Annotated in this window: 13 protein-coding genes; 9 read left to right on the top strand and 4 right to left on the bottom strand. The window is 60.2% G+C overall.

The features are described from left to right. The first annotated feature begins 13 nt into the window (after positions 1-13). A complete protein-coding gene (locus DI396_RS01285) occupies positions 14-838 on the top strand; it encodes a sulfite exporter TauE/SafE family protein (protein WP_110794348.1) in 825 nt (274 codons plus the stop codon). A gap of 87 nt (positions 839-925) precedes the next feature. On the opposite strand, the gene DI396_RS01280 is transcribed toward DI396_RS01285, so the two are convergent. The 3 genes from DI396_RS01280 to ccmI are packed head-to-tail and all read right to left on the bottom strand — an operon-like array spanning position 926 to position 2,978. Next, complete coding sequence (locus DI396_RS01280; RefSeq protein WP_110794808.1) at positions 926-1,177, bottom strand: DUF1289 domain-containing protein; 252 nt, start codon at positions 1,175-1,177, stop codon at positions 926-928. 8 nt (positions 1,178-1,185) lie between these two features. Further along, the gene (ruvX, locus tag DI396_RS01275) at positions 1,186-1,662 is read right to left on the bottom strand and encodes a Holliday junction resolvase RuvX (RefSeq protein ID WP_110794347.1); all 477 of its coding nucleotides are present in this window, start codon (positions 1,660-1,662) and stop codon (positions 1,186-1,188) included. Beyond that, positions 1,659-2,978, bottom strand: coding sequence for a c-type cytochrome biogenesis protein CcmI (gene ccmI, locus DI396_RS01270; protein ID WP_110794807.1), 1,320 nt, complete (start codon positions 2,976-2,978; stop codon positions 1,659-1,661). Before ccmI ends, ruvX begins: the two co-directional genes overlap by 4 nt. Before the next feature lie 234 nt (positions 2,979-3,212). On the opposite strand from ccmI, the gene DI396_RS01265 reads away from it, so the two are divergent. From DI396_RS01265 to rarD, 6 genes are all read left to right on the top strand, one after another. Beyond that, positions 3,213-4,457, top strand: coding sequence for a sarcosine oxidase subunit beta family protein (locus DI396_RS01265; protein WP_110794346.1), 1,245 nt, complete (start codon positions 3,213-3,215; stop codon positions 4,455-4,457). A gap of 151 nt (positions 4,458-4,608) precedes the next feature. Continuing rightward, the gene (locus tag DI396_RS01260) at positions 4,609-4,938 is read left to right on the top strand and encodes a sarcosine oxidase subunit delta (RefSeq protein WP_110794345.1); all 330 of its coding nucleotides are present in this window, start codon (positions 4,609-4,611) and stop codon (positions 4,936-4,938) included. A gap of 103 nt (positions 4,939-5,041) precedes the next feature. Beyond that, positions 5,042-8,053: a sarcosine oxidase subunit alpha family protein gene (locus tag DI396_RS01255; RefSeq protein WP_110794344.1), complete on the top strand. Its 3,012-nt coding sequence runs from the start codon at positions 5,042-5,044 to the stop codon at positions 8,051-8,053. Further along, a complete protein-coding gene (locus tag DI396_RS01250; protein ID WP_110794343.1) occupies positions 8,046-8,633 on the top strand; it encodes a sarcosine oxidase subunit gamma in 588 nt (195 codons plus the stop codon). Before DI396_RS01255 ends, DI396_RS01250 begins: the two co-directional genes overlap by 8 nt. A 207-nt stretch (positions 8,634-8,840) precedes the next feature. Next, the gene (locus DI396_RS01245; protein ID WP_110794342.1) at positions 8,841-9,440 is read left to right on the top strand and encodes a superoxide dismutase; all 600 of its coding nucleotides are present in this window, start codon (positions 8,841-8,843) and stop codon (positions 9,438-9,440) included. Between the two features lie 143 nt (positions 9,441-9,583). Further along, positions 9,584-10,531 carry an EamA family transporter RarD gene (gene rarD / locus DI396_RS01240; RefSeq protein WP_110794341.1) on the top strand — a complete coding sequence of 316 codons (948 nt, stop codon included), beginning with the start codon at positions 9,584-9,586 and terminating at the stop codon, positions 10,529-10,531. On the opposite strand, the gene DI396_RS01235 is transcribed toward rarD, so the two are convergent. Beyond that, complete coding sequence (locus tag DI396_RS01235; protein ID WP_110794806.1) at positions 10,456-11,040, bottom strand: LOG family protein; 585 nt, start codon at positions 11,038-11,040, stop codon at positions 10,456-10,458. The genes rarD and DI396_RS01235 overlap by 76 nt on opposite strands. A gap of 177 nt (positions 11,041-11,217) precedes the next feature. Between DI396_RS01235 and DI396_RS16665 the strand changes: the two genes are divergently transcribed. Together DI396_RS16665 and DI396_RS01225 are read left to right on the top strand one after the other, a co-directional pair. After that, positions 11,218-12,753 carry a LysM peptidoglycan-binding domain-containing protein gene (locus DI396_RS16665; RefSeq protein WP_235851694.1) on the top strand — a complete coding sequence of 512 codons (1,536 nt, stop codon included), beginning with the start codon at positions 11,218-11,220 and terminating at the stop codon, positions 12,751-12,753. A 160-nt stretch (positions 12,754-12,913) separates the two neighbouring features. Continuing rightward, the gene (locus DI396_RS01225; RefSeq protein WP_110794340.1) at positions 12,914-14,731 is read left to right on the top strand and encodes an ABCB family ABC transporter ATP-binding protein/permease; all 1,818 of its coding nucleotides are present in this window, start codon (positions 12,914-12,916) and stop codon (positions 14,729-14,731) included. Positions 14,732-14,761: the final 30 nt, after the last annotated feature.

The following is a 14,761-nucleotide window of genomic DNA, read 5'->3' as shown; positions in this document are numbered from 1 at the left end:
CCGGAGCCGCGCCATGCCTGATCCCACCTTGTTGCTGATGATGCTGGCGCTTTTGATCGTGATCGGTGCCTTGGCAGGGGTTTTGGCGGGGCTTTTGGGACTGGGTGGCGGCATCGTTCTTGTCCCTGCATTTTTCTATGCGTTTCAAACGCTTGGCTATGACAGTCCACAGATGATGCAAATTTGTTTGGCGACATCCCTATCGACAATTATCGTCACATCGGTGCGCTCGGTTCTGAGCCATAATAAAAAGGGCGCGGTCGATTGGCAGATATTGCGCACATGGGCACCGGGGATCATGGCCGGCGCGGTGCTGGGCGTGATGGTGGCCTCGTCCTTGCGCTCGACAACCTTGCAAATGCTGTTCGGCTGCCTCGGGATTGTGATCGGGCTTTACCTCGGATTTGGCCGTGCCGAATGGCGGATTGCCGAGGCAATGCCAAAGGGGTTTCGCCGTGCCGTGATGTCGCCGGCCGTGGGGTTTTTGTCGGTGCTGATGGGCATCGGCGGCGGTAGTTTCGGCGTGCCGTTGATGAGCCTGCACGGCGTGGCCATCCACCGGGCGGTGGCCACGGCGGCGGGTTTTGGGGTCACCATCGCGGTGCCTGCGGTGATTGCATTTCTGACCGTCTCGCTGGAGCCATCGGCACGGCCACCTTTCACCATCGGCGCGGTGAACTTGCCGGCCTTTGGGGTGGTGATCGCGATGACGCTGCTGACCGCACCGCTCGGGGTCAAGATCGCCCATGCGATGGACCCGAAACCGTTGAAACGGATTTTTGCGGTGTTTTTGATTCTGGTGGCCTTAAACATGCTGCGCAAAGCGCTGGGGCAGTAGTTGGGGCAGTAAGCACAAGGCGCATACTTGTGGTTGGGGTGGGGGCACTGCGCCGGTGCCCCCAACTAAGTGCCGAGGCGGCGGTGCTTATTTTTGTTTCTTCAACCGCGCGGCGCGGCCGCCGCGACGCTTTTGTAATCGCGGTGCGCGGGCGGGCAGGGCGGCCAGAACCTCGGCCCGTTCGTCATTGCTCATCTTCGACCAAGCGGAAATCTCGTCGATCGAGCGCAGGCATCCGGTGCAAATCCGTTCGGCCGGATGGATCACACAGATATTGATACAGGGCGATTCCACCGTCTCTCGCCGCCAGATTTTCTTGCTTTCATTGGTGTCATTCATGGGACCACTCATCCGCCTGTTCTCAGATGCGCCAACCGGTCAAGCGCGCCTTGCAAAATATAGCTGGCCGCGATGTTGTCGATGACCTCGGCGCGGCGGGCGCGCGAGGCATCCGCTTCGAGCAGCGCACGTTCGGCGGCAACGGTCGACAGACGCTCGTCCCAATAGGTGATCGGCATGGGGGCAAGCCGGTCAAGGTTGCGGGCAAAGGCGCGGGTTTTCTGGCACCGCGGCCCTTCGGATCCATCCATATTGCGCGGCAATCCCAGCACAATACCGACGATGTTGCGGTGGGCGATGATCTCTTGTAGCCGCGCGGCATCCAAGGTGAATTTCTTGCGCCGCACGGTTTCCAACGGCGAGGCCACGGAGCGCATTCCGTCCGATACCGCGACGCCGATGGTTTTATCGCCAAAATCGAGCCCCATCAGCGGCCCCATCGCCTCAGCGTGTTCGACAAACTCTTGAATATCATCAAAAATCATTGTGCCACTCCGGCGCGCGCCGCGCCTTGACGCACCTCTTCGAGCGCCTCGGGATGGGCGGCGAAAATGCTTTGGGCTTCGGTCCATATCGCGCGGGCGTGATCAACCTCGCCCAGCACGCCATAGGCGCTGATCAACTGTGCCCATTCTGCGGGGCTGCCGCCGGATGTGGCGAGCCGTTCGGACAGTTGCGCGACCATGCCGCGCACCATTGCATTGCGGTCCTCGGCGTCCAATTCGCTTGCGGCCTCCATATCCTCGGCGCTTGGACCTTTGAGGTCGGCGGGCGCGCCGCCGGCGGCAGCGGCCGTATAGATGGTCGGGACGCTATAGTCTTCGCCAGCCAAAAACGCGACCTCTTCGATGCGCGACACAATGGGCGCGATCCAAGGCGCATCCACGGGGCCTTCGCTGAGCAGGTTGCGCCATGTGCGAAAGGCGACGTCGGGCCGTCCGGTTTGCAACATCAAGACACCCATATAAAACCGCGCTCCGCCATTGGTGCGGTCGCGGGCCAGCGCCGCGCCAAAGGCGGCTTCGGCCTCGGGCGAGACGCGATTGCCCGCCGCAATGAACAGCAATTCGCCATAGGTCGTGTAATCCTCGGCGTTTGCCGCATCGCCCTTGATCGACAAAACCCGCTGCTGCGCGGCATAAGCGGCGCGGAAATTGCCCACGGCGGCCTCATATCCGGCAAGCATCTGTGCCCCTTTCAAATCATCGGGGCGGTCGGCCACGGCGTCGCGCAGCGCCTCCATCAGTTCCGCATCCCTCTCGGGCAGGGGCATCGGCGGCACGGGCGGCAAGGCGGCTTCCAACGCGGCTTGGGTGTCGCGGGTTTCGCGCATGGTCTGGGCGGCGGCGATCCGCGCCTGACGCGGCAGATCCTCAACCCCGGGGGCCCCCATTGCGCGATAAATCCAAAGCGATCCACCGATCAAACCCACGGCCACCAGCCCCGCCGCAAGCACATTGACGGTTTTGGGCGCCTGCGGGGCGGGCGTGCCATCGGCAGAGCGGTGCGCCGCATCGGCGGCAAGAATACGGCGTTTGACCTCGGTGCGGGTGCGCTCGGCGTCGTCTTTGCTGATCACGCCGCGTTCCAAATCACGGTCCACTTCGGCCAATTGGTCACGGTAGACTTTGATATCAAAGGCCGAACCGCGACCGGCTGCGGCGCTGACCTCGGCCTCTGGGCTTTGGGGCGCGGTGCGGCGTGACTGTGCGGCGGGGCGCATGCGTCCGCGCAGCATGGCCGCGACGAGCGATGCGGTGACCGCGAGGGCGATAAGTGCCGTGGTAACCCAGAATGTCATAGTGCCTCCGTTTCCGTTGCTTCCATGTAATGTGCCACGGGCATGCACAAAAGGCCAAATCATCGCAGCGCTGCGCCATGTCGCAACTGGACCCGAAAAGGGCGCTGTTAAACGCGGGCGCGCCGGCGCACAGAGGCACATAGGAAGAAACATGCCCGCGCCACAGACCCCCTATGGCGGCGGACAGCAAAAGCGCTAAGTTAAGGCGTGGTCATAGCTTCGGAAAGCGAGCCGATGAAACGATATTCTGCCTTTGCCATCGCCCGCGAGGCGCTGCGCTTCCACAGCGGATGGGAGCGCGCATGGCGGTCCCCCGCGCCCAAGAAACGCTATGATGTGATCATTGTCGGCGCGGGCGGGCATGGTTTGGCGAGTGCCTATTACCTTGGTAAAAACTTCGGCATCACCAATGTTGCGGTGCTTGAAAAAGGCTGGCTTGGCGGCGGCAATACCGGGCGTAACACCACGATCATCCGCTCGAACTACCTACAGGACCCGTCGGCGGCGATCTATGAAAAGGCGCGGTCGCTGTACGAGACCATGAGCCAGGACCTTAATTATAACGTGATGTTCTCGCCGCGCGGGGTGATCATGTTGGCACAGACCCACCACGAGGTGCGCGGCTATCAGCGCACGGCCTATGCCAACGCCCTGCAAGGCGTCGAGACGCAATTCATCGGCCCCGATAAGGTCAAAGAGCTGTGCCCGATCATCTCGCTTGAGGGGCCGCGATATCCGGTGCTTGGCGGATTATGGCAACCGCGTGGCGGCACCGCGCGCCATGATGCGGTGGCGTGGGGCTATGCGCGGGCCTGCTCGGATATGGGGATGGACATCATCCAGCAATGCGAGGTCACCGGCATTCGCAAGGACGGCGGTAAGGTCACGGGCGTCGACACCACCAAAGGCGCAATGGATTGCGGGCAGCTTGGATTGGTGGTGGCGGGGCATTCCGGCGTTTTGGCCGAAATGGCGGGCTTTCGGCTTCCGGTGGAATCGCTGGCGCTTCAGGCTTTGGTCTCCGAGCCGGTCAAACCCTGTATGGATGTGGTGGTCATGGCCAATACAGTCCACGGCTACATGAGCCAATCGGACAAGGGCGAAATGGTCATCGGCGGCGGCACGGACGGGTTCAACAACTACACCCAACGCGGCAGCTTCCATCATATCGAGGAAACCGTGCGGGCCTTGATCGAAACCTTCCCGATGATTTCGCGGCTCAAAATGCTGCGCCAATGGGGCGGGATCGTCGATATGACCGGCGACCGCTCGCCGATCTTGTCGAAAACTCCGGTCGAGGGGGTGTTCGTGAATTGCGGGTGGGGCACCGGCGGGTTCAAATCCATTCCCGGCTCCGGTTGGGGGATGGCGGAACTCATGGCCAAGGGGCATTCGCCATTGACCGAAGAGTTTTCCATGTATCGTTTCCGCGAAGGCAAATTCATTGACGAGAGCGTCGCAGCAGGGGTGGCGCATTGATGTTTATGACTTTCACCGGATCAAACGATGGCGGCGCTTTTGCTCAAACCTGTGATTTAGGCCGCGTTCGAACCGCCCCTGTGGGGCGGAGGCTCTCTCGCCGGATTTTTGCAGCGGGCGCGGGTGAAAAATTGCCGGTGGAGGCCGCGCCATGCTGATGCTCAAATGCCCGTATTGCGGCGTCATGGCCGATGAGACCGAGCTTTCGGCAGGCGGTGAGGCGCATCTGAAACGCTTTGGGCCGCAGAGCTCTGCCGAGGACTTCGAAGGCTATCTCTTTGCGCGGGAAAATCCCAAAGGCGTGCATGTCGAACGTTGGCGCCATGTTAATGGCTGCGGCAAGTGGTTTCATGCGGCGCGCTGCACCCTGACGCTCGAGGTGTTCGGGACTTATAGCGCGCAGGTGACCGCGCCGCCGCAAGATATCCGCGACGCGATCCGCGCAAAGCATCCTGATTGGCGGTGGAGGGATATGGCATGACCTTGTCCTACACCCCGATCCACCGACGCCCGATAGACCGACGCCCGATAGACCGGCGCGCGGCTCACCGACGCCCGACAGACCCAACAAAGGCATCCACGTTATGAGCACCCGTTTGGCCACTGGCGGCCGTTTGATTGATCATGCCGCGCCGATGACATTTACCTTTAACGGCAAAGAGATGCAGGGATACGCGGGCGATACTTTGGCCTCTGCGCTTTTGGCCAATGATCGAATGTTGGTCGGACGCTCGTTTAAATACCACCGTCCGCGCGGCATCATGGCCAGCGGCGCAGAAGAGCCGAACGCCTTGGTCGGGCTTGGTCGTGACGGGCAGTTCGAGCCGAACCAACGCGCCACCACCACCGAATTGTTCGACGGTCTGGAAAGCACCAGCCAAAACCATTGGCCCAGCCTTGACCATGATATCGGCGCCGTGAACCAATACCTCGGACGGGTGTTGCCCGCCGGATTTTATTACAAAATGTTCCTCTATCCGCGTGCCTTTTGGAAGCATGTGTATGAGCCGTTCATCCGCCACTCGGCGGGCCTTGGCAAAGCGCCGCAAGACCGCGATGCCGACAGCTATGAACATTTTCACGTCCATGTGGATGTTCTGGTCATCGGCGGCGGTATCGCGGGGCTGCAAGCGGCCTGTGCGGCAGGACGTACGGGCGCCAAGGTTCTGCTCATTGAGCAAACCGCCCATTGGGGCGGACGCGCGCCCGTCGATGGCGGCGTTGTGGATGGCATATCCGTCGACGCATTTACGCAAAACCTCATTGCCGAACTGGACGCGATGGAGAACGTCACGATGCGCCTGCGCACCATGGGCGCGGGGGTTTACGATCACGGCTATGTTTTGGGCTATGAGCGGCGGACCGATCATGCGCCGGATATGGGCGGTCCGCGCCACCGGCTTTGGCGGATACGGGCCGCGCGCACGATCACCGCCACGGGCGCGATCGAGCGACCTTTGTCCTTTTCCGGCAATGACATACCGGGTGTGATGCTGGCTTCTGCCGTGCGCGATTATGCGGTGAATTTTGGCGTGGCTGTGGGCGACCGGACGCTGGTTGTGACCAACAATGACGACGGGTATCGCACCGCGATTGCGCTCAAAAACCTTGGCCTTGATGTGCCCGCAGTGATCGACGCGCGCCCTGCGGGTGGCGGCGCATTGGCGCAGGAGGCGGCCAGTCTTGGCATTCGGATTGAGACCGGAAAAGCCGTGGCCAAGGCGCTGGGCGGTAAGCGGATCACCGGCGCTGCTGTATGTGCACAGGCGGGCACCGGGAGCGTTGATGAGGAGATCGAATGTGATTGCATCGCCATGTCCGGGGGGTGGTCGCCGGTGGTGCATCTGTGGTCGCATTGCGGCGGCAAACTGATCTGGGACGCCGATCACGCCTTTTTCCGTCCCGATCCGGCGCGCCCGCCGCTTGGCGCTGAGGGCCAAGGGGTCGTCATGGCCGCCGGCAGCGCCAACGGCGCGCTCGATCTTGCGATTGCTTTGGCCGATGCCGATTACGCCGGTCGCAAGGCCGCAGAGGCCACCGGATATAGGCCAAAACGCGGCCGCCCGCCGGAGGCCGAGCAGGCCGGCGAAGCGCCGATCCTGCCGGTTTGGCAGATGCCGGAGGGCGCGGATCAGACGTTGCGCGCGAAAACATGGTTGGATTTCCAAAACGATGTGAAGGTCACCGACGTGCAATTGGCCGCGCGCGAGGGATTTGAAAGCGTCGAACATACCAAACGATACACCACGCTCGGCATGGCAACAGATCAAGGTAAGTTGAGCAATATAAACGGCTTGGCGGTTTTGTCGGAGGCATTAGGACAGGCCATTCCGGCCACGGGGACCACGACATTCCGCCCGCCCTATACGCCGATTTCCATGGGCGCGATTGCCGGCGAGGCCCGCGGCGATCTGTTCCAACCGCTGCGCCGCACGCCGATGCATGAGTGGCACGAAGCCAATGGCGCGGAGTGGGAACCGGTCGGCCAATGGCGCCGCCCGTATTGCTACATCCAAGGGGATGAAACCCCTGCCGATGCCGTCACGCGCGAGGTCACTGCCGTGCGCCAGAGCCTTGGCCTTCTCGATGCCTCGACGCTTGGCAAGATCATCGTCAAAGGTCCCGATGCAGGGCAGTTTCTCGACATGATGTACACCAATATGATGAGCAATCTCGGCATCGGAAAATGCCGCTATGGCCTTATGTGCAACGAGAACGGGTTCTTGATCGACGATGGGGTGGTGGCGCGAATCGACGCCGATACATGGCTGTGCCATACCACCACAGGCGGGGCTGATCATATTCACGCCCATATGGAGGAGTGGCTTCAAACAGAATGGTGGGATTGGCAGGTCTACACCGCCAATGTGACCGAACAATGGGCGCAAATCGCCGTTGTCGGCCCCAATGCCCGTAATCTGTTGGAGAAGTTCACGGATGATGATCTGAGCGCTGAAGCATTCCCGTTCATGACATGGAAGGATGTGACGCTAAATAGTGTCAGGGCGAGAGTGTTTAGAATTTCTTTCTCTGGTGAGTTGAGCTATGAAGTGGCCACACCCGCTGGAATGGGCCGCGCCGTGTGGAATGAGTTGCTGGCGGGTGCGGAAGAGTTTGGCGCGACCACCTACGGCACCGAAGCACTGCATGTGCTTCGGGCCGAAAAGGGTTTCATCATGATTGGCGATGAAACCGACGGCACCGTAACCCCGCAAGATTTGTGCCTGAATTGGGCGGTTTCCAAAAAGAAGCACGATTTTATCGGCAAGCGCGGGCAACAACGCAGCCATCTGTGCGATCCCAAACGTTGGCGTCTTGTTGGATTGCAAACGCTGGATGGATCGGTTTTGCCGGATGGCGCCTATGCCGCGACGCAGGCACGGAATGCCAATGGGCAACGCAAGACCATCGGGCGGGTGACCTCGACCTATTATTCGCCAACGTTGAAACGTGGCATTGCCATGGGGTTGGTGGAAAACGGGCCGCAGCGCATGGGCGAGGTGATTGATTTCCCAATGTTGGACGGCACGGTGCAGCAGGTGCGCATCGTTGATCCGGTGCAATATGACAAGGCAGGGGAGAAGCAAAATGTCTGAAGTCTGGCAGAATCAGAGCGCGCTTCCCGGTGCCTCGGCGACGGGGTTCGCCCGTGTGGACGAAATTGGCCTGCGCGGCGCGATCGTGCTACGCGGGGATCTGTCGTCCTCTGCGGTGAAAAATGTGGCCACGGGGATCGGCGGCGTCGATATGCCGGGCACCTTGGGGATCAACCTTGTCGAAGAACGTGCGGTTGCATGGATGTCTCCCGATGAGTTGCTTTTGATGATGCCCTATGCCGAGGTGGATGTGGCGCTTGGACAAATTCACAAGACCCTGGAGGGGCAGCACTATCTTGCGCAGAACGTGTCGGACACACGTGCGGGGTTTCTTGTCAGCGGTGCCAGAGCCCGCGAGGTTCTGGCAAAATTGACCCCCGCCGATGTCAGCCCCGATGCCTTCCCCAAAGGCGTGGTGCGGCGCAGCAAATTGGGACAGGTGCCCGCCGCGTTCTGGCTCAATGACGAAGGTGACATCGAGGTGATTTGCTTTCGCTCGGTGGCGCAATATGTGTTTGATCTCTTGGCCAATGCGGCGAAAGCGGGCAGTGAGGTTGGGTATTTTTCAATCCCGGACTAAATTGAAATTGTTATATTCTGTGCGTAAGCTTTGAATTACCCACCAAAATGCGGCCCAAATTTGATTTATTTGTATATGCGTGCGGGTCAGGGGAGGCGCCCACGCAGCGGCGCAGTTCCGCTCTGTGCCCGATTGGGGCTTGACCTTACGGCTGCTGCGCTACCATCTAACGCATATCGAATTCACAAAATCAAAGGGGGCCCCGACATGGCTTTTGAACTTCCTGATCTTCCCTATGCACATGATGCGCTTGCCGATCTTGGCATGTCTGCCGAAACCTTCGAATATCACCACGATATTCACCACAAAGCCTATGTGGACAACGGCAACAAGTTGATCGAAGGCACCGAATGGGCGGGCAAATCCGTCGAAGAGATTGTCAAAGGCACCTATCAATCCGGTGCCGTGGCGCAAAACGGCATCTTCAACAATGCCTCGCAGCATTGGAACCACAGCCAGTTTTGGGAGATGATGGGCCCGGGCGGAAATGAAATGCCAACCGAGCTTGAAAAAGCTATCACCGAAAGCTTTGGCTCGGTCGACAAATTCAAAGACGAGTTCGCCGCTGCGGGCGCGGGTCAGTTCGGCTCCGGCTGGGCATGGTTGGTCAAAGATACCGATGGCGGTCTCAAAGTCACCAAAACCGAAAACGGCGTCAATCCTTTGTGCTTTGGTCAAACCGCGCTTTTGGGCTGCGATGTGTGGGAGCATAGCTACTACATTGATTTCCGGAACAAACGTCCGGCTTACCTGTCGAATTTCTTGGACAAGCTGGTGAATTGGGACAACGTCGCATCGCGTCTGTGACCCCTCGATAACATTATATTTGATCCCGCCGAGGCATGGCTTCGGCGGGATTTTTTATGGCCATACCGTAGTCATCCCATCGTGATTTTTCTTGGGTGCCGCCTTCAGGGACGGTAGAGAATGGGCGACAAAGGAGCGCGCCCATGACCCCGACACAAACCGCAGAACGCGCCGGAAAAATCGGCGTTCTGGCGCTTGTGGGCAGTTGTGTCATCTGGGGGCTGTCGTCGATCTATTACAAACAATTGGCCCATGTCCCGCCGATTGAGGTGCTCGCCCACCGCACACTATGGTCTTTGGTGTTTTTCCTGATCATCCTTGCGCTGCAGGGGCGATTGGCCACTCTGCGCGCTGCCCTATCCCGAAGACGGCAGGTCATGGTGATCGGTTTTGCGGCCATCATGATATCGGGAAATTGGTTCGGATTCATCTGGGCCGTCGGAGCGGGCCATGCCACCGAAGCCTCATTGGGCTACTATATCTTCCCCTTGGTTGCGGTTCTGATGGGGCGGATGGTGTTTGGTGAAAGCCTCGCGCGATTGCAATGGGGGGCGATTGCATTGGCCGCGGGGGCGGTCGGGATACTGACCTGGGGGTTGGGCGTTGCGCCTTGGATCTCCTTCTTCCTTTCCATGACCTTTGGGCTCTACGGCCTTGTTAAGAAAAGCTTAAATGTTGGTTCTGTGGTTTCGGTCGCGGCCGAGGTTTTGCTTTTGATGCCGGTGGCGCTGGCGGTGCTGTGGATGGCGCATTCGGGGCGGATATCCGGCGGCGGTGCCTTTGGTCGCAATCTGCATGACACGGTGATGTTGATGCTCTCCGGTCCGTTGACCGGCGCGCCGCTGATGTTGTTTTCCTATGCGGCGCAGCGGGTGCGAATGTCGACTGTCGGCGTGGTGCAATACATCAATCCAACGCTGCAATTTCTGGTGGCGACGCTGCTGTTTGCTGAACCCTTCACCGAATGGCACGCCATAGCCTTCCCGTTGATCTGGGCGGCGCTGGCGCTTTATTCTTATGCCAATGTTGTCCGCGACCGTGCCGCCAAAGCCGCGCTTAAAGCCGGCGCATCGTCGACGACATCGACATAGGACAAAAGCGTTTCCTCGGCAAAGCCTTCGGTGATCACATGGCGTATCATTTGCATGAGGGGATCCCAATATCCTTCTGTATTCAAAAGAAAGATCGGCTTTTGATGTAGGCCGAGCTGCCGCCAGGTCAGCACTTCGAAAAACTCGTCCAACGATCCGGCACCGCCCGGCAGCACCACGATCGCATCGGAATTCATATACATGACCTTTTTGCGTTCATGCATGTTTTCCGTGACGATGTATTGGGTCAGATCGGTTTTGCCCACCTCGCGATCCACCAAATGTTGCGGGATGACGCCAAAGGTTTCGGCGCCGCCCGATTGCGCCGCGCGCGCAACGGCGCCCATCAATCCGACGTCGCCTGCGCCATAGACCAACCGCCAGCCGTGTTCTGCGAGTAGGGTGCCGACCTGTGTGGCGGCGGCCTCATAGGCGGGGCGGGTGCCACTGCGGGATCCGCAGTAGACACAGACAGAAAAGCGGGCAGAGACACCGGAGGGGAGGGGCATGATATGGTCCTGTGCGTTGGGTGGCGCGCGCGACATTGACGGTGGCGCCGGCGAGGTGAAAACAGAAATGGCTTTTGACCGGTCATAGCCTTGTTGCTATGCTGGCTCAACTGCGCAAGGCGCAAGTAAAGTGTCGGTGAATAGGTGCCACGCAACATCTTGGGGGAGACAGGTCGAATGACAGGGACATCCAACAGCGGGCCAGCGGCGGAAAAAACACCGTCACGCGGCACGAAAATCGCGGTTGTTGCGGTGCTCGCGGCGGGGGCGGTGATGCTTTGGCTGTTTGGCAAAGATGCGCGCGATACCGGGGACGAAACCGCCGTGATCTCACAAGAGCCGCAAGCGTCAAGCGAACAGGCGCCGCCGGAACCTGCGACAGAGACCTCAGCGCTGCGCAGCGCGCAAGACCCGAGCAACCCAGCACAGCCACCGCAGCGTGGAGACGCAACCGCTCTCCCCCCCTCATCGGGGCAGGCGTCCGAAATTACCTCTGATGCGGCGCCGGATCCGTCTGTTGTGGCGTCAGGCACCGCGCCGGATGTTGGGGCAAACGATGGTGCGGTGCGCGGCGACTCAGTGCAGGACGCCGGGGCCGTCGATGCCAAGGATACGCTTGTTTTTGATGTGGTGCGGGTTGAGCCGAATGGCGCGGCGCTTGTGGCGGGCAAAGCCGCAGCAGGTGAGGTTGTTCGCCTTGTGGCCGGAGCGCAGGTTCTGGCCGAAGCGGTCGCCGACGGGAGCGGGCGTTTTGTCGTCTTTGCCGAAATCAAAGACATGACAGCAGGGCAGGTTCTGTCGCTTGAAGTCACACGCGACGGGTCGGTTTTACGGTCCGCAGGGCAAGTGATCGTTGCCCCGCATATGGCCGATGTGTCTTCACCAAATCCGCAGGCCACCGGCCTCGAAAATGCAACACAAACCATTGAAAATACATCCGGTGACAGGGCCGCCGATACGGCGCCATCGGTCGTCATCTCGGATGCGGCGGGGGTGCGGGTGTTGCAATCTGCGGCACCGGAAACAGACGTCACCTTGGACATGATCAGCTATCGCGCCGATGGGGCTGTGCGTTTGGCGGGGCAAAGCGCAGTGGGCGCGGGGCTTCGCATCTATCTTGACAACGTCGTTGTTGGCGAGGCGCAGGCAGGGCAAAATGGCGCATGGCAGTTGGATATTGATGGCATCGACAGCGGTGTTTACACCCTGCGCATCGACCGGATTGCTGCCGATGGCAGCGTGATCAACCGCATTGAAACCCCGTTTAAACGCGAGAGCCTCGCGCGGATCGCACAAATCGACGCCGCGCAAAACGCCGCATCAGCGGCCTCTGCGACACCCGATGCGGGCGGCTCGGACACGGCAGGACAGGCCGACGATCTCTCCGCCGAACCCGCAGAAAATCCCGATATGGCTGAGGTGGGCGCTGACGGGGCGGCGATGACGGAAGCCGGCAGCGCGCTTCAAACACAGCCTCAATTATCGGCAAACGCCCCGGCCAAGGCTCCAGATGCCGCGAAGTCCGCCTCGGGCGCATCTGCGCCGCAATTGCAGGTGGTGACCGTGCAGCCGGGGTCGACCCTGTGGAAAATTTCATCGACCAATTATGGAGACGGCATCGAATACATGCGTATTTTCAATGCCAACCGCAGCCAGATCCGTGATCCTGATTTGATTTATCCCGGGCAGGTGTTTGACATTCCGCGCGATTGAAACGTGATCCTGCGCACGGTGGGCGGGATCACCGGTCGCGCGGTGGCGGCTGCGGCGCCTCTGGTCATTGTCGGTTTGCGGGCTTATCTGTGGGCGAGGCCCTGCACCGCGCCGTGAACGTGGTGCGCAGGGGCCAGCCGACAGATGCGAAAGGCTCCCGATGCGCAGACGCCATGCCACTTTGACCACCACCGAAGCCCCCAAAGATGCGATGCGCACCGTGCGGCGGGTGATCCCCTATCTTTGGCCCGCCGAGGCCCCGTGGGTCAAACAGCGGGTGGTGTTGGCCATGGCGATGTTGATTTTTGCTAAAATGATCATCGTCGCCACGCCGTTTTTCTACAAAGCTGCGGTTGACCGGTTGAGCGGCGAAACCCCCGAGGGCGCAATGCTTTTGGGACTTGGTGCGGTGGGATTGACCGTGGCCTATGGCATGGCCCGCCTTATGGGCAACGGGTTCCAACAATTGCGCGACGCGATTTTCGCGCGGGTCGGGCAACGGGCGTTGCGGATGCTGGCGCTGGAAACCTTCACCCATATTCACCGCCTGTCGATGCGTTATCACATCAGCCGCAAAACCGGCGGGCTCAGCCGGATCATGGAGCGCGGCGTCAAAGGCGTCGAATTCCTGCTGCGCTTCTTGCTGTTCTCTATCGGGCCATTGATCTTGGAATTGATGATGGTGGGGGCGGTGCTCGCCGTGGTGTTCGATATTTGGTATCTTGCGGTGGTCGTCGCGGTGATCGCCGCCTATGTCGGGTTCACATTCAAGGTCACCGAATGGCGCGTGAAGCTGCGCAAAGAGATGAACGATCAGGACACCGACGCCAATCAAAAGGCGATCGACAGTTTGCTGAATTTCGAAACGGTGAAATATTTCGGGGCCGAAACCCGCGAGGCGGCGCGCTATGATGTTGCGATGGAGCGCTATGCCTCGGCGGCGGTGCGCACCTCTGTCTCTTTGGCGTTTTTAAACTTTGGCCAAGCGTTTTTGATCACCACCGGCCTTGTGGTGGTGATGGTCATGGCGGCGCTGGGGGTGCAAGCGGGCACATTGACTGTGGGCGATTTCGTCATGGTCAACGCCTATATGATCCAGATCACCATGCCGTTGAATTTCCTTGGCACGGTTTACCGCGAAATCCGGCAGGCTTTGGTGGATATGGGGGATATGTTCCACCTGCTTGATCAACCCGCCGAGGTGGTTGACCGCGCCGGCGCGGCACCGCTCAAGGTGGAGGGCGCATCGATCACATTGGAGGATGTTCGTTTTGCCTATGATGCCGAACGCCCGATTTTGAAAGGCGTGTCTTTGTCGGTGCCTGCGGGGCGAACCTTGGCCTTGGTTGGCCCGTCCGGCGGCGGAAAATCCACCATCGGGCGGTTGCTGTTCCGGTTCTACGATGTCACCGGCGGCGCCATCCGGATCGACGGGCAGGATGTCCGTGATGTGACGCAATCAAGCCTGCATGACGCGATTGGTGTGGTGCCGCAAGATACCGTTTTGTTCAATGATTCCATACGCTACAATATTGCGTATGGCCGCGACGGTGCAACGCAAGCCGAGGTCGAAGAGGCCGCCCGCGCCGCGCAAATCCACGAATTCGTGATGTCCCTGCCGGAGGGATATGACACGCAGGTCGGGGAGCGCGGGCTTAAACTGTCCGGTGGAGAGAAACAACGGGTCGGCATTGCGCGCACCTTGTTGAAAGACCCGCCGATCCTATTGTTGGACGAGGCGACTTCGGCGCTGGACACGCAGACCGAAACCGAGATCCAAACCGCATTGGCCCGCGCCGGGCAGGGGCGCACGGTCATCACCATCGCGCACCGTCTGTCGACGATTGCCGATGCGGACCGGATTGTGGTTCTGGATGCGGGCGAGGTGGCCGAACAGGGCACCCATGCGCAATTGCTGGCCAAACAGGGCCGTTATTGGCAGCTCTGGCAACGCCAAGCCAGTGAAGAAGCGGCGTGATGACGGGCTGCGTGGGTAAGTAAGTAATCA

The organism is Litorivita pollutaquae (assembly GCF_003205515.1).
GTDB classification, from domain to species: Bacteria; Pseudomonadota; Alphaproteobacteria; order Rhodobacterales; family Rhodobacteraceae; genus Litorivita; species Litorivita pollutaquae.
Note: the sequence above shows the minus strand (reverse complement) of the source record. Positions and strands in the feature narration are given on the sequence as shown.